Here is a 24,548-nt window from a genome sequence, read left to right on the forward strand (position 1 = left end):
GCGAGGCCCGCGCGGGAGCCGCCGCCGGCGGGGCCGCCACGGGCGGCGCGGCGCCCGGCGGGGCGACCGGCGGGCCGGGGGCGGGGGCCGCGGGGGCCGCGGGCCGGGCCGCTCCGGGCTTGGGGGCGCCGGGCCCGGGGCCGGTGCGCGGGGCGGTGCTTTGGGCCGGGCGGGGGCGGCTCTCTAGGATGAGTGCGGAACCGTCCGGCCCGTCCGGCCCGCACGGTCCGCCGCCCGCCGCCGTCCCACCCGAGGAGCACCTCCCCATGGCCCGCAAGACCTCCCTGTCCGGTTTCCCCGAATGGCTTCCGGAGGAGCGTCTGGTCGAGCTGCACGTCCTGGACGTGCTGCGGGAGACCTTCGAGCTGCACGGCTTCTCCTCCATCGAGACGCGGGCGGTGGAGACGGTCGGGCAGCTGCTGCGCAAGGGGGAGATCGACAAGGAGGTCTACGTCGTCTCGCGCCTGCAGGAGGACGAGGACGCCCCGGAGAAGGACGACGCCCGCCTGGCCCTGCACTTCGACCTCACCGTGCCCTTCGCCCGGTACGTGGTGGAGAACGGCGGGCACCTCACGTTCCCCTTCCGCCGCTACCAGATGCAGAAGGTCTGGCGCGGCGAGCGCCCGCAGGAGGGCCGCGCCCGCGAGTTCACCCAGGCGGACATCGACGTGGTCGGCGACGGCGTGCTGCCGTTCCGCTACGACGTGGAGCTGGCGCTGGTGATGATCGACGCGCTGTCGAAGCTGCCGATCCCGCCGTTCGTGCTGCGGGTGAACAACCGCAAGCTGGCCGAGGGGTTCTACCGCGGCATCGGCCTGCAGGACACGGCCGGCGTGCTGCGCAACATCGACAAGCTCGAGAAGATCGGGCCCGAGCGGGTCGCCCAGGCCCTCTGCGACGAGCTCGGGGCGTCCCCCGAGCAGGCCCGGGCCGCCCTGCAGCTGGCGTCCATCCGCACCGAGGACACCTCCTTCGTGGAGCAGGTCCGCGCGCTCGGGGTGAACACCCAGCTGCTCGAGGAGGGGCTGCAGGAGCTCGCCGAGGTGGTGGGCGAGGCCTCCCGCCGGGCCCCCGGGACGGTGGTGGCCGACCTGTCCATCGCCCGCGGCCTGGACTACTACACGGGCACCGTCTACGAGACCGTGCTGGTGGGCCACGAGCAGCTGGGCTCCGTCTGCTCCGGGGGGCGCTACGAGTCCCTGGCGTCCACCGGCAAGAAGACCTATCCCGGGGTGGGCCTGTCCGTGGGCGTCACCCGCCTGGTCTCCCGCATCCTCTCCCAGGGCATGGCCGCGGCCTCCCGGACGGTGCCCACCGCGGTGCTGGTCTCGCTCGTGGACGAGGAGTCCTGGTCGCAGGCCCAGGACGTGGCCGGGCAGCTGCGCGCCCGGGGCATCGCGTGCGAGGTCTCGGCCAGCGCCGCGAGGTTCGGCAAGCAGATCCGCTACGCGGAGCGCCGCGGCATCCCCTACGTGTGGTTCACGGTCCGCGCCGAGGACGGGAACCTGACCCACGAGGTCAAGGACATCCGCTCCGGCGAGCAGGTCGGCGCCGACCCCGCCGCCTGGGCGCCGCCGGCCGAGGACCTGCGCCCGGTGGTGCGCTCCGCGCACGCCTGACCGCCCCGGACCCGGCTCCCACCGAGTCCCCACGTCTCGGTGGCCCGGCCCGTCGGGTCCCCGAGTCCGGGTGACTTGATCCGTCGACTCCCCACCTCTGCGTCGCCCGGGCCGTCGAGTCCCCCGTCCTGTCCCGTTTCCCCAGGCATTCTCCTGGGGACATGCCGCGGGGCTGGGGACTCGGCGTCGGTGGGACGGGAAGGGGGCAGCGGGTGGGACAGGGGGACAGGGGGACACGGGGACTGGGCCGGACAGGGAGGGGGCAGGGCGAGGCCCGGGTGTTCGGGGCGGGGTCAGCGCCGCCGGGACAGGGCCAGCGCGCGGCCGGCCAGGCCCACGGCGAACACCCCCAGCATCGTCAGCACCGAGGCCGCCGGGAGCGTGCAGGCCAGCAGCAGGCAGCCGGCCAGGCCCACGGCGTTGACGGCCCGCGGGGCCCAGCCGGGGCGCTCGGCCAGCGTGAGCGCGGAGAGGTTCGCCAGGGAGTAGTAGACGAGCACCCCGAAGCTGGAGAACCCGATCACGGTGCGCACGTCCCCGGCGAGCACGAGCACCACCACGACCCCGGCCACGGCCAGCTCCGCGGCCCACGGCGCCCGGTGCCGCTGCGACACCGCACCCAGCCGGGCGGGCAGGTCCCGCTGCCGGGCCATGGCCAGCACCGTCCGGGAGATGCCGGCGACCAGGGCCAGCAGCGCCCCCAGCGTGGCCAGGGCCGCGGCGGCGGTGACCAGCACGGCGCCGGCGGTCGTGGCCCCGGCGGACCATCCCGTCTGCTCGACCGCCGTGAGCAGGGGCGCGGTCGACGCCGCGAGCCGCTCCGCCCCGAGGAACCGGAGCAGGCCCAGCCCCAGCGCCGCGTAGAGCACCAGGGTGAGCGCCAGGGCGCCGAGCACCGCCCGCGGAATGGTCCGGGCCGGGTCCCGGACCTCCTCGCCGAGGGTCGCCACGCGGGCGTAGCCGGCGAAGGCGAAGAACAGGGTCCCCGCCGCGGGCAGCACGCCCCATCCGCCGCCCTCCCATCCGGGCGCCGTTCCGGCCGCCGGGCCCGGGACGCCGTAGAGCAGCACCGTCACGGCCAGGAGCACGGCCAGGACGGGGACGACCAGCAGCTTCGTCAGCCGGGCGGTGCGGCTCACCCCGCCGAGGTTCACCGCGGTGAGGCCCAGGACGGCGACGACGGCGAGCAGCCGCGCCCCGGCGTCGCCCGCCCCCAGCAGCTCCGCGACGTAGAGGCCGAAGGTCAGCGACATGGCCGCCGCCGAGGCGGTCTTGCCGGTGACGAAGCCCCACCCGGCCACGAAGCCCGGCCAGGGGCCGAGCTGCCGGTTCGCGTAGAGGTAGGTCCCGCCCGAGGCGGGGTGCACGGCGGCCAGCTGGGCGGTCGACGTCGCGTTGCACCAGGCGACCACCGCCGCGAGCAGCAGCGCCGCGGGCAGCCACGGCCCGGCGTGGGCGGCGGCCGGGGCGAAGGCCACGAACACCCCCGCCCCGACCATGGAGCCCACCCCGATCACGGTGGCGTCGGAGGTGCCCAGCCGGCGGGCGAGGGCCGGGTGGCCGGGGGAGCTGCTCATGGGTGGTCCCGTCGTCGTCCTGGGCCCGGAGGGCGGGCTGTAAACTCGTTCCCGAACGAGAGTAGGGGCACCGGGTGAATCCCGGGCAAACGCGCGATCCGCGCCGCCCCGTCCGGACCTCCCGAACGACGAAGGGTTTTTGAGTGCTGCGCACACACAACCTCGGCGAGCTGCGCGCCGAGCACATCGGAGAGACCGTCACGCTGGCCGGCTGGGTCGGCCGGCGCCGCGACCACGGAGGGGTGGCCTTCCTGGACCTGCGCGACGCCTCCGGGGTGGCGCAGATCGTGGTGCGCGACGAGGCGGACTTCCACCACCTGCGCAACGAGTTCGTCCTCCAGGTCACCGGCGCCGTGGAGCGCCGCCCCGAGGGCAACGAGAACCCCGCCCTGGCCACCGGCGAGGTGGAGGTCATCGCCGAGACCGTGACCGTGCTCAACACGGCCGCCGCGCTGCCCTTCCAGATCGACGAGCACGTGGAGGTCGGCGAGGACGCCCGCCTGCGCCACCGCTACCTGGACCTGCGCCGGCCCGAGCCGGCCCGGATCATGCGGCTGCGCTCCGACGCCAACCGGGTGGCCCGCGAGCTGCTGCACGAGGACGGGTTCACGGAGGTGGAGACGCCCACGCTGACCCGCTCCACCCCGGAGGGCGCCCGCGACTTCCTGGTGCCCGCCCGCCTGGCCCCGGGCTCCTGGTACGCCCTGCCGCAGTCCCCGCAGCTGTTCAAGCAGCTGCTGCAGGTCGGCGGGATCGAGAAGTACTACCAGATCGCCCGCTGCTACCGCGACGAGGACTTCCGCGCCGACCGCCAGCCCGAGTTCACCCAGCTGGACATCGAGGCCTCCTTCGTGGAGCAGGACGACGTCATCGCCCTGGGCGAGCGCATCGTGGCCGCCCTGTGGCGGCTCGTCGGGGTGGAGATCCCCACCCCGATCCGCCGGATGACCTACGCCGAGGCGATGGCGAAGTACGGCTCCGACAAGCCGGACCTGCGCTTCGGCCTGGAGCTCACCGAGCTCACCGAGTACTTCCGGGACACCACCTTCCGCGTGTTCAAGGCCCCCTACGTGGGCGCCGTGGTCATGCCGGGCGGGGCCTCCCAGCCGCGCCGCACCCTGGACGCCTGGCAGGAGTGGGCCAAGCAGCGCGGCGCCAAGGGCCTGGCCTACGTGCTGATCGGGGAGGACGGGACGCTGAGCGGTCCCGTGGCCAAGAACATCACCGAGGCCGAGCGCGAGGGCCTGGCCGCCGCGACCGGCGCGCAGCCCGGGGACTGCATCTTCTTCGGCGCCGGCGAGCGGAAGTCCTCCCGGGCCCTGCTGGGCGCGGCGCGCGTGGAGATCGGCCACCGCACCGGGCTGATCGACGAGGACGCCTGGGCGTTCGTGTGGGTCGTGGACGCCCCCCTGTTCGAGTCCGCCGCCGAGGCCGTGGAGTCCGGCGACGTGGCCGTGGGCGCCGGCCAGTGGACCGCCGTGCACCACGCGTTCACCTCGCCCAAGCCGGAGTTCCTGGACACCTTCGACCAGGACCCGGAGCACGCCCTGGCCTACGCCTACGACATCGTGTGCAACGGCAACGAGATCGGCGGCGGTTCCATCCGCATCCACCAGCAGGACGTCCAGCGGCGGGTCTTCGAGGTCATGGGCATCGGCCAGGAGGAGGCCGACGAGAAGTTCGGCTTCCTGCTCGAGGGCTTCAAGTACGGCGCACCCCCGCACGGCGGCATCGCCTTCGGCTGGGACCGCGTGGTCGCCCTGCTGGCCGGGACCGACTCCATCCGCGAGGTCATCGCCTTCCCGAAGACCGGCAACGGCTACGACCCGCTGACGGCCGCCCCGGCGCCGATCACGCCGCAGCAGCGCAAGGAGGCCGGGGTCGACGCCAGGCCCGAGCCCAAGGCCGCGCCCCAGGGCAAGCAGGCCGAGGGCAAGCAGTCCGACGGCAAGCAGTCCGAGGGCCGGGTCGCCGCAGCGCCGGCGGACGGGACCGTCCGGGCGGCGCAGGACGTCACGGAGCAGGCCACCGGCGGCGGATTCGGGTCCGCGGCCACGTCCGCGCAGTAGGCTACGGCTCACCGGAGGGCCGGGTCCCGTCCCTCCGGACGGGGCCCGGCCCTCGCCGTGCGGTCCGGGCCCGGCCGCCGCGATCCAGGGGGATGCCGTGACCCGAGACCCTGCCGCCGCCCGCGCCGCCTTCCTCGAGGCCGGGTCGTGGTTCGCCGAGCTCGTCGAGGAGCTGCGCCCGCACCACTGGACCCGGCCCGCGCTGGGCACCTGGGACGTCCGCGCCCTGGTGGGCCACACCCACCGGGCCCTGGTCACCCTCGCCGAGTACCTCGGCACCCCGGCCGGGGAGGCGGTGTGCACCGGCACCGGGCAGTACTACGCGCTCTCCTCCGCGGCCACCGACCCCGCGGCGGTCGCCGCGCGCGGCACCGCGGCCGGCCGGGAGCTGGGCCGGCACCCGGGGGCCACGGTCCGGGCGTCCCTGGAGCGGGCCCGCCGGGCGCTGGCCCGGGTGCCCGTCGAGGAGGACCCGGTGATCCGCACCGTGGTCGGCGGCACGCGGCTGAGCGCCTACGTCCCCACGCGCACCTTCGAGCTGGCCGTCCACGGCCTGGACGTCGCCGCGGCGTGCGGTCTCGACCGCACGCCGCCGGAGGCCGTGCTGGCCGACGCCGGGCACACCGCGATCGAGATCGCCGCACCGGCCGGGCGGCTGCCCGAGGTGCTGGTGGCCCTCACGGGCCGGCGGGGGCTGCCGCGGGGCTTCACCGTGCTGCCCTGAGCGGCGCACCGGGGCGGGTCCCGTGCCGTCCCGGTGCGCCGCTCAGCTGCGCAGGCTCTCCAGGTGCGGGGCGCGCTCGTGCGCGCCGGGCAGGGGCTCGCGGCCCCGGCCCAGGAGGAACCACAGCGGCACCACGAGCAGCACCAGGACCGCGCCCGCCCAGACCCAGGCGGCCGAGAGCACGTACTCCAGGCCGGTCAGCACCAGGGCCGCGGCCATGAGCGCGGCCCCGGCCGCCCCGAGCAGGCGGGCGCCCGCCGTGCGCGCCAGCTTGGCGGTGGCCGCGCAGGCCAGCCCGTAGTACAGCGCCACGAGCACCGAGATCACCCCGACCGTGTCGTCGAAGAGCGGGCCCGAGAACGTCATCCACGCCGCGGCCACGGCCGCGGTGGCCCACGTGGCGAAGGACAGGGACAGGAACCGCCGGGGCAGGTGCCCGCCGCGGGCCATCGACATCAGCCCGCGCGAGGTGGGGATCATGGTGGTCCCGATCGAGGCGCCCGCCGAGACCGCCACGAGCCCGGCCAGCAGCGGTGAGCCCACCGACGCCCCGGGCACGTAGGACCAGCCGATCACGGCGTAGACGGCGGCCACCACCGTCAGCGCGATCCACGCCGAGACGCGCGGCGCGCGCTGGGTGGTGGACTCCTCGGTGAGGGAGAACGTCGAGTCCCAGCCCCAGTACAGGAACAGGGCCAGCAGCAGGGCGGCGGCCAGGTTGCCGGCCGTGGGCTCCCCACCGGCCGGGACGGCGGTGTAGAAGCCGCTCCACTCGCCCCCGTCCTCGGCGGCGCCCGCGACGACGGGGGCCGTGCGCGTGGCCCACACCAGCACCCCCACCCCGACCAGCTGCAGGGCGGCGAGGACGGCCTGCACCGCCGCGGAGACCCGGATCCCGGTCGAGGAGATCGCCGCGAAGACCGCCATGAGCGCCGCGGCCGCCGCGGTGACGACCCCCGGGCCCGGCTCGGCGCCCAGGGCGAAGAGCACCGAGTCGGCCGTGACCCAGGCCAGGGAGGCGAGCACGAGGGTCGCGGAGAGCCACAGCCCCCACCCGCCCAGGAAGCCCGCGAACGCCCCGTAGGCCTCCCGGGCCCAGCGGTAGACGGTGCCCTGGTCCTCGTAGAGCTCGTCCAGCCGGGCGAAGCAGACGGAGACGACCGCCATCGGGACCACCGCGGCGACCAGCACCACCGGGGTCCACCGCCCCACCAGGGCGTGCATGAGCCCGAGGGTCACCACCACGGAGTACAGCGGGGCGATCGAGGTCGCGCCGATCACGGCGGAGGTGGCCGTGGAGATGGACCGGGGGAGCAGGTGCGCGGTCACAGCAGGCCCTTCCTGTCGATGATGTTGGGCACGAAACGGCACCAGTAGTCGGTGAGCGGGCCGTCGGACTCGCGGATGCCCAGACCGGCCGCCCCGTCGTCGCCGACCACCCAGGAGCCCACCACCGGGTGGTTGGGCGCCCCGTCCGAGCCGGGGAAGTTGCGCAGCGGCACGTAGGCCTGCCACACGTCCATCGGGGAGTCGTGGGGGCGCGCGGAGCGCACGCGCACGTCCCGGGCGCGGATCTCGATCCCGTCGCCCTCCCGGCCGAAGATGGGCTTGCGCACCCACTCCGCCAGTCCCTGGGGCCCGTCCGTGTAGGCCGGCAGCAGCAGGGGGTGGTCCGGGAAGCACCGCCACAGGGCCACGAGCAGCAGCTTGGTGGAGCAGAACATCTTCCAGGCCGGCTCGTACCAGTGGCGCATCAGCAGCGGGTCGTGCAGCACGAACCCGCCCGGGCCGTCGTCGACCATCACCTCCCACGGGTGCAGGGCGAAGAGCTCCTCGATGGCAGAGACCACCGTGGGGTCGTCGACGTCCCCGGAGGCGTGCACCCAGCGGTTCGAGCGGGTGTCGAAGCGCACGTCCTCCACGGGCAGCAGCACCGTGCGGTACCCGGCCTCCGCGGCGGTGGCGGCGAGCACCGCCGCGTTCGCGGCGTCCTCACCGCTCTCCTCCGCCCGGGTGTAGGCCACGTGCAGCACGCCCGAGGCCGACGCCGGCCGCCGCTGCCGCCAGCGCTGCACGAGCATGGGCCACAGGCCGTTGAGCTGGTCGAAGTCCGCATGCTCCTCGCCGAGCCCGGGGTGCAGCGCCTCCACCCGGGACCACTGGCACACGGCGGCCTCCACCAGGCCGGTGGGGGTGTCGCCGTTGAACTCGAGCATCTTGGCCGGGCCGGTGCCGTCCCAGGCCAGGTCGAAGCGGCCGTAGACCGAGGGCTCGCGCAGGCGCAGGGAGTGCTGGGCGAGCTCGAACGCGGCCTCGGAGAGCCCGAGGGTGCCCAGCGCGCCGGTGGCCATGTAGCGGGCGGCCTCCAGCGTCATCCGGTACAGCTCGTCGGTGGCGGACTCCAGCTCCGTCACCTCCTCCGGGGACAGGACGTAGGCGGCCGTCTCGTTCCAGTAGGAGAACCGGGTGCCGTCGGGGCGCTCGGTGAAGGCGTAGGTGAGGCCCTCGTCGTGCACGGTCCGCTCCCACCCGGGCCGGGGCGGGAGCCCGTCGACGCGTCGCATCAGGAGCCCCAGCCGCTCGAGGAGCCGCCGAAGCCCTTCGACACCCCGGACCGGCCCACGGAGGTCCCGGACGGGGCGAAGCCCCGGGCCACGGTGGCGGAGGCCGGGGGGCGGGTGGTCGTGAAGCCGGAGGAGGAGGGCACCGGGGAGCCCACCGGCGGCACGGCGAAGGAGCGGCCGGCGTTGAGGAACAGGAACATGGGGACGAACGAGCCGCGCGGGCGCCCGTCGTCGTCGCACTCGTCGTCGTCCACGCGCACGTCCTCGCCCGTCTCCGGGTCCTCCTGCACGCAGATCTGGGCGTAGTCGGCGTCGACCTCCTGCGCGTCCTCGCCGCAGCCGGTGAGCGTGACGACGAGGGCGCCGATCGAGGCGGCGCTCATGATGCGGGTCGTGGGGCGTGGTGGCACGGCGGGTCCTCGGGTCTCGGGTCGTCGGGGCGGCCGGGAGCCGTCCGCCCTCCCATCCTCCGGCACGCGGGCCCCCGCTGTCGCGCGGCCGCGCCGCGGTCCCGGGGGCCGTCGGCGGAACGGCCGACGGAACGGGCGGCGGACCGGACCGGGCCGGGCGCCGGTCCGGCGCGCCGGCTCAGCGCAGCGCGGCGACGGCGGCGGTGTGGCCCAGTCCGATCAGCACGCCGATCAGCGCCCCGACCGCCGTCTGCGCCGGCGTGTGGTCCCCGGTGCGCACCCGGGACAGGGCCACCAGGACCGGGACCGGGGCGGCGAGCGGCACGGCCCACGGTGCAGTCAGCGCGCCGAGACCCACGGCCCAGCACGCCGCCGTCGCCACGTGGGCGGAGACCTTCCAGCGCAGCGTCACGACCAGCAGCACCAGGATGCCCAGCAGCACGAACCCGGTGGTCACCGGCACGAGCACCGGGGCCCCCAGCCGCAGCTCGGCCGCCACCACCAGGGCGGTGAGCGCGCCCGTGGCGGCGTAGACGGGCAGCCGCTGCGCCCGGGAGCGCACGAAGTGCCCGTCCACCCGCCCGCGGCGGGCGAGGACGCGCAGCACGAGCATCGGCAGCGACGCGACGAGCACCGCCGTCCCGAGCCCCCACAGGACCCCCGGCCACCCGGCGGCCCGCCACCCGGCCAGCACCAGCAGGCACAGCACCAGCGGGGCGGGCGCGAACACCTCCGCCACCAGGGCGGCGGGTCCGGGCCGCCGGAGCACGGGTGCGGCGGGCGAGCTCATGGCACGAGGATAGCCGGGCGCCCGCCCCGCCCTCGCCGGTGTGGTGGACTGGGCCCATGCGCATCGTTCTGCAACGGGTGAGCCGGGCCGCCGTGACCGTCGAGGGCTCGGTGGTGGGCCGGATCGAGGAGCCCGGGCTGGTCGCCCTGGTGGGCGTCACCCACGACGACGACGCCGCCACCGCGGCGAGGCTGGCCGAGCGCACCTGGCACCTGCGGCTGCTGGAGGGCGAGCGCTCCTGCGCGGAGCGCGGCGCCCCGGTGCTGGCGATCAGCCAGTTCACCCTCTACGGCGACGCCCGCCGGGGCCGGCGCCCCTCCTGGTCGGCCGCCGCACCCGGAGCGGTCTCGGAGCCGCTGTTCGACGCCTACGTGCACGCGCTGCGCGAGCTCGGCGCGCGCGTGGAGACCGGCCGGTTCGGGGCCCGGATGCAGGTGGAGCTGGTCAACGACGGCCCGGTCACCCTCGTCCTGGACAGCGCCGAGCTGGACCGGCCCCGGCGGGCCTGAGCACGGCCGGGCGCACCGCGGGCCGGGGACCGGGCCGGGGACTAGTCTGGACGGCGTGACCGGCTCCCTCTTCGACGACCTCGACCCCACCGGCCCCGGCGCGGGCGGGCCCCGCGAGGAGGCCCCGCCCGGCCGGGCGCGGCGGGCCCGCGGCCGCTCCCCGCTGGCGGTGCGGATGCGCCCGCGCAGCCTCGACGAGATCGTCGGCCAGCAGCACCTGCTCCGCCCCGGCTCCCCGCTGCGGGTGCTGGCGGGGGAGGACCGCGGCCCGGCCGGGCCGTCGTCGATCATCCTCTGGGGCCCGCCGGGCACCGGCAAGACCACCCTGGCGCACGTGATCGCCCGCGGGGTGTCCCGGAAGTTCGTGGAGCTGTCCGCGATCACCGCCGGGGTCAAGGACGTGCGCCGGGTGATGGACGAGGCACTGACCGACCGGGACCTGCACGGGCGCACCACCGTGCTCTTCCTGGACGAGATCCACCGCTTCACCAAGGCCCAGCAGGACGCCCTGCTGCCCGGGGTGGAGAACCAGTGGGTGGTGCTGGTGGCGGCCACCACGGAGAACCCGTCGTTCTCCGTGATCTCCCCGCTGCTCTCGCGCTCGCTGCTGCTCACCCTGCAGCCGCTGCGGCGGGCCGACATCGCCGGGCTGCTGGAGCGCGCCGTCGCCGACCCCCGGGGCCTCGACGGGCAGGTGGAGCTGTCCGCGGAGGCCCGCGAGCACCTGCTGGACCTGTGCGGCGGGGACGCCCGCAAGGCCCTGACCTCCCTGGAGGCCGCCGCGGGCGTGGCCCTCTCGGAGCTGGACCCGGAGCCCGGCCAGGAACCGGGCCCCGACGGGGAGCGGGCGGACGGCGCCACGGTCCCGGTGATCACCCGCGAGCACGCGGAGGAGGCGCTGGACCGCGCGGCCGTGCGCTACGACAAGAACGGGGACCAGCACTACGACGTGGTCAGCGCCTTCATCAAGTCGATCCGCGGCTCCGACGTCGACGCCGCCATGCACTACCTCGCCCGGATGCTCGAGGCCGGGGAGGACCCCCGGTTCATCGCCCGCCGGCTGATCATCTCCGCCTCGGAGGACATCGGCACCGCCGACCCCACCGCCCTGCAGACCGCGGTGGCCGCCGCCGACGCCGTCCAGCTCATCGGCATGCCGGAGGGCCGGATCCCCCTGGCCCAGGCCGTCGCCCACCTCGCCACCGCGCCGAAGTCCAACGCCGCCTACACCGCGCTCAACGAGGCGGTCGCCGACGTCCGCGCCGGCCGGGCCGGGCCGGTGCCCCTGCACCTGCGCGACGCCCACTACCCGGGCGCCGGCCCGCTCGGCCACGGCCGGGACTACGTGTACTCCCACGACGCGCCCAACGGCGTGGCCGCCCAGCAGTACCCGCCCGACGAGCTCGTGGGCACCGACTACTACCGTCCCGTCGACCGGGGACGGGAGCGCCAGATCGCCCAGCAGCTGGAGGTGCTGCGCGGCATCGTCCGCGGCCGCTGACCGCCCGCGGCTCAGCGGCCGAACAGGTGGCGCACCACCGAGGCCGCCGTGCGCTCGTCGATCACCAGGTCGGTGACCACCCCGGCCCGCAGGGCCCCCACCACCCCCGGCACCTTGTGGTCCCCGGCCACCACGCACAGCCGGCGCGGGATCCGCCGCAGCTCCATCGGCGTGGGTCCGCTCGCCCGGCGGTTGAGGTCCAGGTCGGCGTAGGTCCCGTCCTCGCGCAGGAAGACCGTGCACACGTCCCCGACCACCCGCTGCGCCGTCAGCTCCCGGAAGTCCTCGTCCGAGAGATAGCCGTTGGTGTACACCTGGGAGATCATCGGCCCCCGGAACGCCCCCACGCTGAACACCGCCAGGTCCGCGCCGTTGCGCGCCGCCAGCACCCGACGCACCGACGACTCCTGCCACATCAGCATGCGGGTCTGCACGTTGTCGAAGAACGCGGGCGTGGGGAAGGGCAGCAGGGCGGCCCCGAACGCCGTCGACATCCGGCCCAGCAGCGCCGAGGACTGCGCGGCCCCCGGGGAGCGGGCGCTGAACGCGCCGTTCATCTGCACCACCAGGGTGTCGCGCGTCGTCTTGGGGTGCAGGTGGCCGGCGATCGTGGAGGTCGTCGTGCCCCACGCGACCGCCAGCGTCATCCCGTCCCCGAACCACTCCCCGAGCAGCCCCGCCGCCGAGCGCGCCACCGACTCCAGCCGCTGCGGGTCCGTGGCCCCCCGCGGGGTGCCCGTCACGTGCACCGTGACCCCGAAGGCCTCCCGCAGCCGGTGGGACAGGTCGTGCCCGGCGTCCGGGGGAGCGGAGAGGCTGATCCGCACGATGCCCCGGTCCCGCGCCGCCTGCAGCATCCGCGAGACCGTGGGGCGGGAGACGCCGAAGCGGTCCGCGACCGCCTCCATCGTCATGCCCTGCACGTAGTACAGCTCCGCCGCGTGGTGGAGCTCGGCATCACCGTGCACTGTTACGCCCTTTCCCTGCACGTCCGTTCATTCCATTTGAGCATAGGTGCACTTCCCCGCAGAGTGTGAACCAGACCACAGCACGGCCCCACGACCCCTCCGAAAGGCTCCCCACCATGGCCCAACCCACCCTGTCCCCCGCCGCACGGCAGCACGCGCTCGCCGAGTTCGCGGACGGCCCCGAGCTGGACGTCCTCGTCGTGGGCGGCGGCATCACCGGCGCCGGCATCGCCCTCGACGCCGCGACCCGCGGTCTGCGCACCGGCATCATCGAGGCCCAGGACTGGGCCGGCGGCACGTCCCAGTGGTCCTCCAAGCTCGTCCACGGCGGGCTGCGCTACCTCCAGCAGCTCGACTTCAAGCTCGTCTCCGAGGCGCTGCGGGAGCGGGAGCTGCTGCTGGACTTCCTCGCGCCCCACCTCGTGAAGCCCGTGCCCTTCCTGTACCCGCTGACCCACCGCTTCTGGGAGCGGCCCTACGTCACCGCCGGGATCGGCCTCTACGACGCCCTGGCCCACCTCGGCGCCAAGGTCGCGACCCTGCCCTATCAGCGGCACTACGGCTTCAAGGGCGTCCAGCGGGTCTTCCCCGACGTCAAGGCCGGGTCCATGGTCGGTGCCGTGAAGTACTGGGACGGGCAGGTGGACGACGCCCGCCTCGTGCTGACCATCGTGCGCACCGCCGTGCGCTACGGCGCGCTGGCCGCCAACCGGACCCGGGCGGTGGCCTTCCCCAAGGACGCGTCCGGCCGCGTGGTCGGGGCCACCGTCCAGGACCTCGAGACGGGCGAGGAGCGCACCGTCCGGGCGAAGACCGTCATCGCCGCCACCGGGGTGTGGACGGAGCAGACCCAGGACCTCGCCCACGCCGAGGGCGGGCTGAAGGTGCTCGCCTCCAAGGGCATCCACATCATCGTGCCGCGGGAGCGGATCCGCGGGGAGAGCGGCCTGATCCTGCAGACCGAGAAGTCGGTGCTGTTCATCATCCCGTGGGCCCGGTACTGGATCATCGGCACGACCGACACCCCCTACCACCAGGACCTGGTGCACCCGGTGGCCACCGCGGAGGACATCGACTACGTCATCGACCACGCCAACGTGGTCCTGGAGCGCCCGCTCACCCGCGAGGACGTCGTCGGCACCTACGCCGGGCTGCGGCCGCTGCTGCAGCCGGGCACGAAGAAGGGCGGCGGGGACGAGCAGTCCACGAAAATCTCCCGCGAGCACACCGTGACGGAGGTCGCGCCCGGGCTGATCACCATCGCCGGCGGCAAGCTCACCACCTACCGGGTGATGGCCGAGGACGCCGTGGACCTCGCCCTGGGCCCGGAGCGGGCGAAGGCCGTGCCCTCGGTCACGGACCGCACGCCGCTGCTGGGCGCGGAGGGATACCTGGCGCTGCGCCGGCAGGCCGGCCGGCTGGGGGAGCGCCACGACTGGGACGAGGCGCGGGTCCAGCACCTGCTGGGCCGCTACGGGTCGGCGATCACCGAGCTCACCGAGCTCGTGGAGGAGCGCCCCGACCTGGGCCGCCCCCTGGCGGGCGCCCCGGCGTACCTGCGGGCGGAGATCGTCCACGCGTGCACCCACGAGGGCGCGCTGCACCTGGAGGACCTCTACGACACCCGCACCCGGCTCACCTGGGAGCAGGAGCGCCACGGGCTGGACGCGGTCGAGGAGATCGCGGACCTCGCCGCCGAGGCCCTCGGCTGGGACGAGCGCCGGCGCGCGGCGGAGGTCGAGGCCTACCGGGCCCGCTGCCAGGCGGAGGACGCGGCCGCCGCCGCCCCCGACGAGGCCACGGCCGCGGCGGCGAGGTCCGCCGCCCCCGACGTGCTCGAGCTCGTGCGCCCGTCCCGCGGCTGAGACCGCCCCACCAGAGACCACCTCTCCACCCGGCCCGCCCGACGGGCGGGCCGGTCCGTCCGCACCCACCGAGGAGTCGCAGTGCTGTCCATGTCCAACGTCCTGGCCCAGACCGTGGTGCCGTCCGTCCCCATCCCGCTCTCCACCGTCTTCTGGTCCGAGGTCGCCGGCACCGCGATGCTGCTGCTGCTCGGCTGCGGCGTCGTCGCCAACGCCGTGCTGCCGCGGACCAAGGGCCTCGGCGGCGGGTTCCTGATGATCAACTTCGGCTGGGGCCTGGCCGTGTTCGCCGGCGTGTTCGTGGCCTACCAGTCCGGGGCCCACCTCAACCCCGCCGTGACCGTGGGCCTGTGGGCCAGCGGCGCCGAGGAGTACGCCCCCGGCGTGGCCGTCACCGCCGTGAGCACGCTCGTCTACTTCGCCGCCGAGCTGCTCGGCGGCATCCTGGGCGCGGTCCTGGCGTTCCTGGCCTACAAAAAGCACTTCGACGAGGACATCGACGACGAGGTCCTCGGGGAGACCAAGCTGGCGGTGTTCTCCACCGGCCCCGCGGTGCGCTCCTACGGCTGGAACCTGGTCACCGAGATCATCGGCACCTTCGTGCTCGTCGCGGTGATCCTGCTCTTCGGCAACACCCCCTCCGAGCTCGGCCCGCTGGCCGTGGCCCTGCTCGTGGTCGGCATCGGCGCCAGCCTCGGCGGGCCCACGGGCTACGCCATCAACCCCGCCCGCGACCTCGGCCCGCGCATCGCCCACGCCATCCTGCCGATCCGCGGCAAGGGCGCCAGCGACTGGGGCTACGCCTGGGTCCCGGTCCTGGGCCCGGTCCTCGGCGCCCTGCTCGCCGGCGGCTTCTACCAGCTCTACTCGAACCCGCCGGCCTGACCCGGCCACCGCACCCGTCCGACCCGCAGCACACCACAACGAAGTGAGGTACGACCCTTGAGCACCGAACCGCAGCACGTCATGGCCATCGACCAGGGCACCACCAGCACCCGGGCGATCATCTTCGACCACCGGGGCACCATCGTCAGCACCGGCCAGCTCGAGCACGAGCAGATCTTCCCGCGGGCGGGCTGGGTGGAGCACGACCCCATGGAGATCTGGCGCAACGTCCGCAAGGTCGTCGCCGACGCCGAGGCCTCCGCCGAGATCAACGCCCGGGACCTGGCCGCCGTGGGCATCACCAACCAGCGCGAGACCACCGTGGTCTGGGACCGCACCACCGGCGAGCCCGTCTACAACGCCATCGTCTGGCAGGACACCCGGACCCAGAAGATCGTCGAGGAGCTCGGCGGGGACGCCGGCCCGGACCGCTACAAGGACCGGGTGGGGCTGCCGCTGGCCAGCTACTTCTCGGGCCCGAAGGTCAAGTGGATCCTGGACAACGTGGACGGTGCCCGGGAGCGGGCCGAGCGCGGGGACCTGCTGATGGGCAACACCGACGCCTGGCTGGTGTGGAACATGACCGGCGGCGTGGACGGCGGGGTGCACGTCACCGACGTGACCAACGCCTCGCGCACCATGCTGATGAACCTGGAGACCCTCGACTGGAACGAGGAGATCTGCGCCGACATGGGCATCCCCCTGTCGATGCTGCCCGAGATCCGCTCCTCCTCCGAGGTCTACGGCAGGGGCCGCACCCGCGGGTTCCTCAAGGACGTGCCCATCGCCGGCATCCTGGGCGACCAGCAGGCCGCGATGTTCGGGCAGGCCTGCTTCGAGAAGGGCATGGGCAAGAACACCTACGGCACCGGCAGCTTCGTGCTGATGAACGTGGGCACCGAGGTGGTGCACTCCCGCAACGGCCTGCTGAGCACCGTGTGCTACAAGATCGGCGACCAGGACGCCGTCTACGCCCTGGAGGGCTCGATCGCCGTGACCGGGTCCCTGGTCCAGTGGCTGCGCGACAACCTGGGGATCATCTCCTCCGCGCCGCAGGTCGAGTCCCTGGCCGCGTCCGTCCAGGACAACGGCGGGGCCTACTTCGTCCCGGCCTTCAGCGGGCTGTTCGCCCCGTACTGGCGCCCCGACGCCCGCGGCGCCCTCGTGGGGCTGACCCGCTACGTGAACAAGGGCCACATCGCCCGGGCCGCCCTGGAGGCCACGGCCTACCAGTCCCGCGAGGTGGTCGAGGCGATGAACGCCGACGCCGGGGTGGACATCACCGAGCTCAAGGTGGACGGCGGGATGACCGCCAACGAGCTGCTCATGCAGTTCCAGGCGGACCAGCTCGGGGTGCCCGTGATCCGCCCGCAGGTGACCGAGACCACCGCCCTCGGCGCCGCCTACGCCGCCGGCATCGCGGTGGGGTTCTGGTCCGGGACGGAGGAGGTCACCGCGAACTGGGCCGAGGACAAGCGCTGGGAGCCGCAGGCGGACGACGCCGAGCGCGGGCGGCTGTTCCGCAACTGGCAGAAGGCCGTGACCAAGACCTTCGACTGGGTGGACGAGGACGTCGACTGAGCCACGCCGTCACGGTGCTCGCGCGGCGGGGCGCCATCCGGCAGGTCCGGGTGGCGCCCCGCCGCGTCCCCGTCCGGGGCGCGCCGCGGGCCCGCGCACGCTATACTGGACCGTCGGCCGGCAAGGCCCGTGCTCCCGCACGCCCGGCGCCCCGCCTCAACCACGGTGCGCGGCGCGCGGCCACGGCGCTTGTAGGACCGGAGGATTGCGGCTGATCCTCACCTCTCCGGCGGGACCGATCCCGTCCTCGGAGGCCGGACCGACCAGAACACGCTCCCCCCGCACCGGACCCCGGGCGGGGGAGGGCACCGCATTGTGAAAGGTAAACGTGGCTAACAACACGCGTGCGCGCCGTCAGGTGCGCAAGTCCCGCGCCCTCGGGATCGCCCTGACCCCGAAGGCCGAGAAGTACTTCGAGCGCCGTCCCTACGGCCCCGGTGAGCACGGCCGTGCCCGCCGCAAGGCCGACTCGGACTACGCCGTCCGTCTGCGCGAGAAGCAGCGCCTCCGCGCGCAGTACAACATCCGCGAGAAGCAGATGCACATCGCCTACGTGGAGGCCAAGCGCCAGGAGGGGCAGACCGGTGAGAACCTGGTCGCCCTGCTGGAGTCCCGCCTCGACGCGCTGGTGCTGCGCTCCGGCTTCGCCCGGACCATGGCCCAGGCCCGCCAGATGGTCGTGCACCGCCACATCATGGTGGACGGCCAGCGGGTGGACCGCCCCTCCTACAGCGTGAAGGAGGGCCAGCTCATCCACGTGCACCCCAAGTCCGAGAAGATGGCGCCCTTCCAGGTCGCCGCCGCCGGCGCGCACCAGGCCGTGCTGCCCGACACCCCGGGCTACCTCGACGTCTCGATCGAGAAGCTGCAGGCCAAGCTGGTGCGCAAGCCCAAGCGCGCCGAGGTCCCCGTGACCTGCGAGGAGCAGCTCGTGGTGGAGTACTACGCCCGCATGGCCTGATCCCTGCGGGCTCCTGCCCCGGCACCCCCGGGACAGGGCCTCACCGGCGGAAGAGCCCGCGGCGCCAGCGCCGCGGGCTCTTCCCGTTCGGTACAGTTGACCCCCGGGCACCGCACCGGTGCCCGCACCGCACGCCCGGGGCGGTCCCGCCGCCCCGCCCCCGTCGGACCCGACCAGCAAGGAGAGCGCCGCCCCATGACCGGTGGAGAAATCGCAGGACTGCTCGCCGCGGGGGTGTTCGCCGTGCTCGTGCTCCTGCTGGCCGTGCCGATCCTCAAGCTCGGCAGGGTCTTCGACGAGCTGCGGCTGACGATCCGCTCGCTCAACAACGAGACGGTCCCGCTGATCGACGAGGTCACCCGCACCGTGTCCACCACGAACTCCCAGCTCGAGAAGGTCGACGGCATCACGACCAACGTCTCCGACGCCTCCGCGAACGTCTCGGCGCTGTCCTCCCTGGTGGCCTCCACCGTGGGCCAGCCGCTGATCAAGGTCGCGGCGTTCTCCCACGGGGTGCGCCGCGCGTTCACCGGTGACACCACCCCCCAGGGCGCGCACCGGGCCGAGCACTTCGGCACCGCCGACGGCGCCGGTCCCGCCGCCGGGAGCACGGTCCCGGGGGAGGACCGGCCGTGAGCCTCTGGGGCAGGATCGCCCTCGTGGCCGCCGGGGGCCTGCTCGGGGCCGCCGCCACCCGGATCCCCCGCGGCCCGGGCCGGGACCTCTCCGTGCCCGGCCGGCCCGGGGCGGGACGCACCCCCCGCGCCGACGACTGGCGCTCCCGGCTCTACCGCTTCGCCGCCGCCGTCCGGGCGGGGATGGACGAGCGGGAGGCCGAGCTGCGCGAGTCCTTCGGCGTGCGCGCCCCCGGGCCCCGGCCCTCCGGCCTGACCGGCGGCACGGCCGCCCCGCAGGTGCTCGACGGCACCGCGGCCCCGCGGGCGGGCGGCGCCCCGGCGGAGCCCACCGACCCCTCGACACCCCCCTCGACCCACCGCGAAGGAAAGCACCGGTAATGCTCTCTCAGGAAATCACCAAGCGCTGGCTGGACTACTTCGAAGGCCAGGGCCACACCGTGGTGCCCTCCGCCTCGCTGATCTCCACCCAGCCCGGTGCCATGTTCACGATCGCCGGCATGGTGCCGTTCATCCCGTACTTCCTCGGCCAGGAGACGGCCCCCTACCGGCGGGCCACGTCCATCCAGAAGTGCATCCGCACCCTCGACATCGACGAGGTCGGCAAGACCGCCCGCCACGGCACGTTCTTCCAGATGGCCGGCAACTTCTCCTTCGGCGACTACTTCAAGGAGCGCGCCATCCCCATGGCGTGGGAGCTGCTCACCGGTCCGCTCGAGCGGGGCGGCTTCGGCCTGGACCCCGAGCGGCTGTGGGTGACCGTCTACGAGGGCGACGAGGAGTCCTACGCCCTGTGGCGCGAGACCGTGGGCGTGCCCGCCGAGCGGATCCAGCGGATGGGCCGCGACGAGAACTACTGGGACACGGGCCAGCCCGGCCCCGCCGGCCCGGACTCCGAGATCTTCTACGACCGCGGCCCCCGCTACGGCCGGGAGGGCGGCCCGGCGGTCGACGACGACCGCTACATCGAGATCTGGAACCTCGTGTTCATGCAGTACCAGCGCGGCGAGGGGACCGGCAAGGACTACGAGATCCTCGGGGACCTGCCGGAGCAGAACATCGACACCGGGCTGGGCGTCGAGCGCCTGGCCATGCTGCTGCAGGGCGTGGAGAACTTCTACGAGACCGACCAGGTCCGGCCCGTGCTGGACAAGGCGGCCGAGCTGTCCGGGAAGCGGTACCGCGGGTCCGAGAAGCCGGGGGAGGAGGGCTACGACGACGACGTGCGGATGCGCGTGGTCGCCGACCACGTCCGGTCCTCGCTGATGCTCATCGCCGACGGCGTCACCCCGTCCAACGAGGGCCGCGGCTACATCCTGCGCCGCCTGCTGCGCCGGGCGATCCGCGCGATGCGCCTGATGGGCGTCACCGACCCCTGCCTGCCCGTGCTGCTGCCGGCCTCCCGGGACGCCATGCAGGGCGTGTACCCCTACGTGGGCGAGGACTTCGAGCGCATCGCCCGGATCGCCTATGCCGAGGAGAAGGCGTTCCTCAAGACGATCGAGTCCGGCACCACGCGCCTGAACGAGGCCGTGGCCGGGGCCAAGCGGCAGGGCCAGGCGGTCTCCGGGGCCGAGGCCTTCGCCCTGCACGACACCTACGGCTTCCCGATCGACCTGACCCTCGAGATGGCCGCGGAGGCCGGGGTCGCCGTCGACGAGAGCGCCTTCCGCGGGCTCATGGAGGAGCAGCGCCGCCGCGCCCAGCAGGACGCCCGCGCCAAGAAGGGCGCCCACGCGGACCTCTCGGCGTTCCGCCGGCTCGTCGACGAGGGCGGCTCCGTCTTCACCGGCTACGACCGGCTGCGCGGCGAGACCGTGCTGCGCGCCCTGCTGCAGGACGGGGTGACCGTGCCCGCCGCGCCGGCGGGGGCCGCCGTGGAGGTCGTCCTGGACGAGACCCCGTTCTACGCGGAGGCCGGCGGCCAGGCCGCCGACCGGGGCACCATCACCGGCGACGGGTTCGTCCTGGAGGTCACGGACGTGCAGCAGCCGGTGAAGGGCCTGTCCGTGCACCAGGCGGTCGTGCGCGAGGGCGAGGTGGTCTCCGGCAGCACGGTGCTCGCCCAGGTGGACGTGGCCCGCCGGCGCGCCGCCGAGGCCGCCCACTCCGGCACCCACATCGTCCACGCCGCCCTGCACGACATCCTCGGCCCGGAGGCGGTCCAGCGCGGGTCCTTCAACAAGGAGGGCTACCTGCGCTTCGACTTCGCCTGGGGCGAGGGCCTGCAGGAGGCCCAGCGCCAGGAGATCGAGGAGGTGTCCAACGCCGCGATCCACGAGAACTACGAGGTCGTGACCCAGGAGATGGCCCTCGCCGAGGCGAAGGCCATGGGCGCCACCTCCCTGTTCGGCGAGAAGTACGGGGACCGCGTGCGGGTGGTCGAGATGAACGGGCCGTGGTCGCGCGAGCTGTGCGGCGGCACCCACGTGGGCACCACCGCCCAGATCGGCTCGCTCACCCTGCTCAGCGAGCAGTCGGTGGGCTCCGGCAACCGCCGCGTGGAGGCGCTGGTGGGCCTGGACTCCTTCCGGCACCTGGCCGCCGAGCGCACCCTGGTGCACCAGCTCACCGACATGCTCAAGGTGCAGAGCTCCGCCGAGCTGCCCGAGCGGCTCGCCGCGACCCTCGACAAGCTCAAGTCCGCGGAGAAGGAGCTCGCCGGCCTGCGCCGCGAGAAGCTCCAGGCCCAGGCCGGCGCGCTGCTGGACGGCGCCCGGGCGATCGGCCCGGTCACCGCGCTGGTGCACGACGCCGGTGAGGTGGCCGGCGCCGACGACGTCCGCGCCCTCGCCCTGGACCTGCGCGGCCGCCTGGGCCGGACCGCCGCGGTCGTGGCCGTGGCCGGGGTGGCCAAGGGCCGCCCGCTGGTCCTGGTCGCCACCACCGAGGAGGCCCGCGAGGCCGGGGTCAAGGCCGGACGCCTGGTGCGCACCGCCGCCCAGGTCCTCGGCGGCGGCGGCGGCGGCAAGGACGACATCGCCCAGGGCGGCGGGCAGGACGCCTCGCAGATCGGGGCGGCGCTCGACGCGGTGCTCGCCGAGATCAGCCGCGCGACAGGCGGCGCCGCCGCGTGAGCGACGACTACGTGCGGGGCCGCAGGATCGGGGTCGACGTCGGCCTGGTCCGCGTCGGGGTCGCCCTCAGCGACCCCGACGGCATCCTCGCGACCCCGCTGACCACCCTGCAGCGGGACCCGCGCAAGGGCTTCGACGTGAAGCTGCTGGCCGGGCTGGTGCAGGAGCACGGCGCGGTGGGCGTCTACGTGGGCCTGCCGCGCAGCCTGGACGGCGGGGAGAACGCCTCGACCGCGATGGCCCGGGACTACGCCGCCGCGCTCGTGCGGCGCCTGCGGGCGAAGGGCTGGGAGGTGCCGGTGCGGCTGGTCGACGAGCGGCTGAGCACCGTGGACGCCCACCGGGCCCTGCTCGAGGCCGGGGTCTCGCGCCGGGAGCACCGGGACAAGGTCGACCAGGTGGCCGCCGCCACCATCCTGCAGAGCGCCGTGGACCGGGCGCGGTCCACGGGCTCGGAGCCCGGCGCCCCGGTGGACCCGCCCGGGCCCGGCCCGGCGCGCGCCGCCGCGCCGGAGGACGTCGCGCATAATGGTGGAGACCTCGACGCGGACGGTCCCGTCGCGCAGCGCCCCGGGCACGCCTCCACCCCTCCCCGGGGCACCGCCGAGGACACCGCCGGACCGCCCGACCGGGCGCGGACGGCACCGTTGACGACCACCGATCCGGACGGAGAGCATTCGTGAGCGACGACCCGTACGACCAGTCGGCGCCCCGCCGCCCCGAGACCGCCCGCGAGTCCGCGGGCTCGGGCGGACTGGGCAGCCTGTTGGACGCCCCGTCGTCGCGGGAGCCCTCCACGGGCCTGCGCGGCGTCTTCGAGCACGAGGAGCTCACCCCCGAGCAGGTCAAGCGCCGGCGCCGCCGCGGCCGGGTCTCCCTGACCACCGCCATCGCCCTGTTCCTGCTGGCCGGGCTGATCACCGTCTCCGTGCTCGCCTCCACCTTCGGCTGGTTCGAGGTGCGCGACTACCGCGGCGACGGCAAGGACCCGATGACCTTCGCGGTCGGCGAGGGCGCCACCACCGGCCAGGTCGCCGTGGCCCTCGAGCAGCAGGGCGTCGTCGCCGACGCCGAGACCTTCCTGGAGAGCTTCCAGGAGGAGCACTCCGGGGAGTTCATCCAGCCCGGCGAGTACGAGCTGCGCACCGAGATGAGCTCGGACGCCGCCGTGGCCGCGCTGATGGAGGAGGACGAGGCCACCCACTACGCGGCCATCGACCAGACCCAGCGCATCTCCGACGTCTTCGGCGTCCTCAGCGAGTCCACCGGCATCCCGGTCGAGGAGTTCGAGGCCTACGAGGAGGACACCGAGACCTTCGGCATCCCCGCCCGCTTCCCGACCCTCGAGGGCTGGCTGCATCCGGGCGAGTACCGGTTCCCGCTCGACGCCACCGCCGAGCAGGTGCTGCGCGCCATGGTCGACCGCACCCGCGCGACGCTCGACGACAACGGGATCACCGAGGAGGACCAGATCTTCGAGGTGCTCACCATCGGCTCGATCATCGAGTTCGAGGTCCAGCCCGAGCACTACGACGTCGTGGCCGGGGCGATCGAGAACCGCCTGCAGAACCCCGACGGGGAGACCTCCGGGTTCATCCAGTCCGACGCCTCCGTGACCTACGGCCTCGGCCGCAAGAGCTACGACTTCTCCGAGGAGGAGCGCCGCGACGAGTCCAACCGCTACAACACCTTCGCCAACCCGGGGCTGCCGGTCGGGCCGATCGGCTCCCCGGGGGACGCCGCCATCAAGGCGGCCGCCGACCCCGAGGAGACCGGCTACTACTTCTGGGTGACCGTGAACCTGGAGACCGGCGAGACCAAGTTCGCCGAGACCTACGCGGAGCACCTGGAGAACGTCGAGGAGTACAACCAGTGGTGCGGCGAGAACGAGGGCCGGTGCGGGTGAGCCCCGCCCGCGCCGCCGTGGTGGGCCACCCCATCGGGCACTCGCGCTCCCCGGACCTGCACCGGGCCGCGTACGCGGTGCTCGGCGAGGACGTCGACTACGGCGCCCACGACCTCGTCGAGGAACAGCTGCCGGCGTTCGTCGACGCCCGCCGGGGCGACCCCGCCTGGCGCGGGCTGTCGGTGACGATGCCCCTGAAGTCGGTGGCCGCCGCGTGCGCCGACGAGCTCACGGAGCTGGGCGGGGCCGTCGGCGCGGTCAACACCCTGGTCTTCCGCCCCAACCGCACGGTGCTGGGGCACAACACGGACGTCGCCGGGATCGTGGGCGCGGTGCGCGCCGCCGGGCCCGTGCCCGCGGCGCCCCGGGCCGCGGTCCTCGGCGGCGGCGGGACCGCCACCGCCGCCGTGGCCGCCGCCGGACGGCTGGGCGCGCCCGGCGTCGACGTCTTCGTGCGCTCCGCCGCCCGCGCCGGGCGCGCGGTGGAGGCCGGCCGCCGGCTCGGGGTCCCGGTGCGGCTGCGGGCGTGGGAGGAGGCCCCCGCGGCCCTGCCCGGCTACGACGTCGTCATCTCCACCCTGCCCCCGCACGGGGCGGACGAGCTCGCCCGGGACGCGGCCCGGCTCCGCCCGGTCACCACGGGCGTCCTCCTGGACGCCGCCTACGACCCGTGGCCGTCGGCCGTCGCCCGCACCTGGGCGCAGGCCGGGGGAGCGGTGGCTCCCGGGATCGATATGCTGATCTTCCAGGCGGTGGACCAGATCCGCCTGTTCACCGGCCGCGACCCCGGCACACCCCTGCCCCGCGAGCAGGACGTGATCGCGGCGCTGTGCACGGCGGTGGGCCGGCCCGTCCGCGCCGTCCCGCCCCTGCCGGGCTCCTGACCCTGGCGGCAGGACGCGCCCCC

Annotated in this window: 21 protein-coding genes; 15 read left to right on the top strand and 6 right to left on the bottom strand. The window is 74.6% G+C overall.

Annotated features, from left to right (window positions below; all coding sequences use genetic code 11):
• Positions 1–266: 266 nt before the first annotated feature.
• Entirely contained in the window at positions 267–1,619 is a 1,353-nt protein-coding gene (gene hisS / locus ACWCOM_RS12540; RefSeq protein WP_454549073.1) for a histidine--tRNA ligase, read from the top strand.
• A 293-nt stretch (positions 1,620–1,912) separates the two neighbouring features.
• On the opposite strand, the gene ACWCOM_RS12545 is transcribed toward hisS, so the two are convergent.
• Positions 1,913–3,196 (bottom strand): APC family permease, encoded by a 1,284-nt coding sequence (locus tag ACWCOM_RS12545; protein WP_454549074.1) that lies wholly within the window; start codon positions 3,194–3,196, stop codon positions 1,913–1,915.
• Between the two features lie 143 nt (positions 3,197–3,339).
• Here ACWCOM_RS12545 and aspS point away from each other — a divergent pair, with 143 nt between their 5' ends.
• Both aspS and ACWCOM_RS12555 read left to right on the top strand, forming a co-directional pair.
• A complete protein-coding gene (gene aspS, locus ACWCOM_RS12550; protein ID WP_454549075.1) occupies positions 3,340–5,265 on the top strand; it encodes an aspartate--tRNA ligase in 1,926 nt (641 codons plus the stop codon).
• A 97-nt stretch (positions 5,266–5,362) separates the two neighbouring features.
• Complete coding sequence (locus ACWCOM_RS12555) at positions 5,363–5,989, top strand: maleylpyruvate isomerase family mycothiol-dependent enzyme (RefSeq protein WP_454549076.1); 627 nt, start codon at positions 5,363–5,365, stop codon at positions 5,987–5,989.
• A 42-nt stretch (positions 5,990–6,031) separates the two neighbouring features.
• On the opposite strand, the gene ACWCOM_RS12560 is transcribed toward ACWCOM_RS12555, so the two are convergent.
• The 4 genes from ACWCOM_RS12560 to ACWCOM_RS12575 form a co-directional block, all read right to left on the bottom strand.
• Positions 6,032–7,318 (bottom strand): amino acid permease, encoded by a 1,287-nt coding sequence (locus ACWCOM_RS12560; RefSeq protein WP_454549077.1) that lies wholly within the window; start codon positions 7,316–7,318, stop codon positions 6,032–6,034.
• Positions 7,315–8,553 carry a glutathionylspermidine synthase family protein gene (locus ACWCOM_RS12565; protein WP_454549078.1) on the bottom strand — a complete coding sequence of 413 codons (1,239 nt, stop codon included), beginning with the start codon at positions 8,551–8,553 and terminating at the stop codon, positions 7,315–7,317. Before ACWCOM_RS12565 ends, ACWCOM_RS12560 begins: the two co-directional genes overlap by 4 nt.
• Positions 8,553–8,963, bottom strand: a complete 411-nt coding sequence (locus ACWCOM_RS12570; protein ID WP_454549079.1) for a hypothetical protein — start codon at positions 8,961–8,963, stop codon at positions 8,553–8,555. Before ACWCOM_RS12570 ends, ACWCOM_RS12565 begins: the two co-directional genes overlap by 1 nt.
• 178 nt (positions 8,964–9,141) lie before the next feature.
• On the bottom strand, positions 9,142–9,753 hold the full coding sequence (locus ACWCOM_RS12575; protein ID WP_454549080.1) for a phosphatase PAP2 family protein: 612 nt from the start codon (positions 9,751–9,753) through the stop codon (positions 9,142–9,144).
• A gap of 56 nt (positions 9,754–9,809) precedes the next feature.
• Between ACWCOM_RS12575 and dtd the strand changes: the two genes are divergently transcribed.
• Both dtd and ACWCOM_RS12585 read left to right on the top strand, forming a co-directional pair.
• Positions 9,810–10,262, top strand: coding sequence for a D-aminoacyl-tRNA deacylase (dtd, locus tag ACWCOM_RS12580; RefSeq protein ID WP_454549081.1), 453 nt, complete (start codon positions 9,810–9,812; stop codon positions 10,260–10,262).
• Between the two features lie 55 nt (positions 10,263–10,317).
• Entirely contained in the window at positions 10,318–11,763 is a 1,446-nt protein-coding gene (locus ACWCOM_RS12585) for a replication-associated recombination protein A (RefSeq protein ID WP_454549082.1), read from the top strand.
• An 11-nt stretch (positions 11,764–11,774) separates the two neighbouring features.
• On the opposite strand, the gene ACWCOM_RS12590 is transcribed toward ACWCOM_RS12585, so the two are convergent.
• Positions 11,775–12,731, bottom strand: coding sequence for a sugar-binding transcriptional regulator (locus ACWCOM_RS12590; RefSeq protein WP_454549083.1), 957 nt, complete (start codon positions 12,729–12,731; stop codon positions 11,775–11,777).
• A gap of 116 nt (positions 12,732–12,847) precedes the next feature.
• Between ACWCOM_RS12590 and ACWCOM_RS12595 the strand changes: the two genes are divergently transcribed.
• The 10 genes from ACWCOM_RS12595 to ACWCOM_RS12640 all read left to right on the top strand — a co-directional run bounded on the left by ACWCOM_RS12595 (position 12,848) and on the right by ACWCOM_RS12640 (position 24,525).
• Positions 12,848–14,596 carry a glycerol-3-phosphate dehydrogenase/oxidase gene (locus ACWCOM_RS12595; RefSeq protein WP_454549084.1) on the top strand — a complete coding sequence of 583 codons (1,749 nt, stop codon included), beginning with the start codon at positions 12,848–12,850 and terminating at the stop codon, positions 14,594–14,596.
• Positions 14,597–14,686: 90 nt separating this feature from the next.
• A complete protein-coding gene (locus ACWCOM_RS12600) occupies positions 14,687–15,481 on the top strand; it encodes an MIP/aquaporin family protein (RefSeq protein ID WP_454549144.1) in 795 nt (264 codons plus the stop codon).
• A gap of 57 nt (positions 15,482–15,538) precedes the next feature.
• Entirely contained in the window at positions 15,539–17,062 is a 1,524-nt protein-coding gene (gene glpK / locus ACWCOM_RS12605) for a glycerol kinase GlpK (protein ID WP_454549085.1), read from the top strand.
• 328 nt (positions 17,063–17,390) lie between these two features.
• Entirely contained in the window at positions 17,391–18,023 is a 633-nt protein-coding gene (gene rpsD, locus ACWCOM_RS12610; RefSeq protein ID WP_047803317.1) for a 30S ribosomal protein S4, read from the top strand.
• Between the two features lie 195 nt (positions 18,024–18,218).
• The gene (locus ACWCOM_RS12615; RefSeq protein WP_454549086.1) at positions 18,219–18,659 is read left to right on the top strand and encodes a DUF948 domain-containing protein; all 441 of its coding nucleotides are present in this window, start codon (positions 18,219–18,221) and stop codon (positions 18,657–18,659) included.
• The gene (locus ACWCOM_RS12620) at positions 18,656–19,039 is read left to right on the top strand and encodes a hypothetical protein (protein ID WP_454549087.1); all 384 of its coding nucleotides are present in this window, start codon (positions 18,656–18,658) and stop codon (positions 19,037–19,039) included. The genes ACWCOM_RS12615 and ACWCOM_RS12620 overlap by 4 nt, the downstream gene beginning before the upstream one ends.
• The gene (gene alaS / locus ACWCOM_RS12625; RefSeq protein WP_454549088.1) at positions 19,039–21,735 is read left to right on the top strand and encodes an alanine--tRNA ligase; all 2,697 of its coding nucleotides are present in this window, start codon (positions 19,039–19,041) and stop codon (positions 21,733–21,735) included. Before ACWCOM_RS12620 ends, alaS begins: the two co-directional genes overlap by 1 nt.
• Positions 21,732–22,418, top strand: coding sequence for a Holliday junction resolvase RuvX (ruvX, locus tag ACWCOM_RS12630; protein WP_454549089.1), 687 nt, complete (start codon positions 21,732–21,734; stop codon positions 22,416–22,418). Before alaS ends, ruvX begins: the two co-directional genes overlap by 4 nt.
• Positions 22,415–23,641 (top strand): endolytic transglycosylase MltG, encoded by a 1,227-nt coding sequence (gene mltG / locus ACWCOM_RS12635; RefSeq protein WP_454549090.1) that lies wholly within the window; start codon positions 22,415–22,417, stop codon positions 23,639–23,641. Before ruvX ends, mltG begins: the two co-directional genes overlap by 4 nt.
• Positions 23,632–24,525, top strand: coding sequence for a shikimate dehydrogenase (locus ACWCOM_RS12640; protein ID WP_454549145.1), 894 nt, complete (start codon positions 23,632–23,634; stop codon positions 24,523–24,525). Before mltG ends, ACWCOM_RS12640 begins: the two co-directional genes overlap by 10 nt.
• Positions 24,526–24,548: the final 23 nt, after the last annotated feature.

Source organism: Kocuria sp. KH4 (genome assembly GCF_053711175.1).

What these genes read in the sequence shown, in the direction of transcription:
- hisS (WP_454549073.1), top strand. Translation starts at nt 267, where the DNA reads ATGGCCCGCAAGACCTCCCTGTCCGGTTTCCCCGAATGGCTTCCGGAG.
- ACWCOM_RS12545 (WP_454549074.1), bottom strand. Translation starts at nt 3,196, where the DNA reads ATGAGCAGCTCCCCCGGCCACCCGGCCCTCGCCCGCCGGCTGGGCACC.
- ACWCOM_RS12565 (WP_454549078.1), bottom strand. Translation starts at nt 8,553, where the DNA reads ATGCGACGCGTCGACGGGCTCCCGCCCCGGCCCGGGTGGGAGCGGACC.
- ACWCOM_RS12575 (WP_454549080.1), bottom strand. Translation starts at nt 9,753, where the DNA reads ATGAGCTCGCCCGCCGCACCCGTGCTCCGGCGGCCCGGACCCGCCGCC.
- dtd (WP_454549081.1), top strand. Translation starts at nt 9,810, where the DNA reads ATGCGCATCGTTCTGCAACGGGTGAGCCGGGCCGCCGTGACCGTCGAG.
- ACWCOM_RS12595 (WP_454549084.1), top strand. Translation starts at nt 12,848, where the DNA reads ATGGCCCAACCCACCCTGTCCCCCGCCGCACGGCAGCACGCGCTCGCC.
- ACWCOM_RS12600 (WP_454549144.1), top strand. Translation starts at nt 14,687, where the DNA reads ATGTCCAACGTCCTGGCCCAGACCGTGGTGCCGTCCGTCCCCATCCCG.
- ACWCOM_RS12615 (WP_454549086.1), top strand. Translation starts at nt 18,219, where the DNA reads ATGACCGGTGGAGAAATCGCAGGACTGCTCGCCGCGGGGGTGTTCGCC.
- alaS (WP_454549088.1), top strand. Translation starts at nt 19,039, where the DNA reads ATGCTCTCTCAGGAAATCACCAAGCGCTGGCTGGACTACTTCGAAGGC.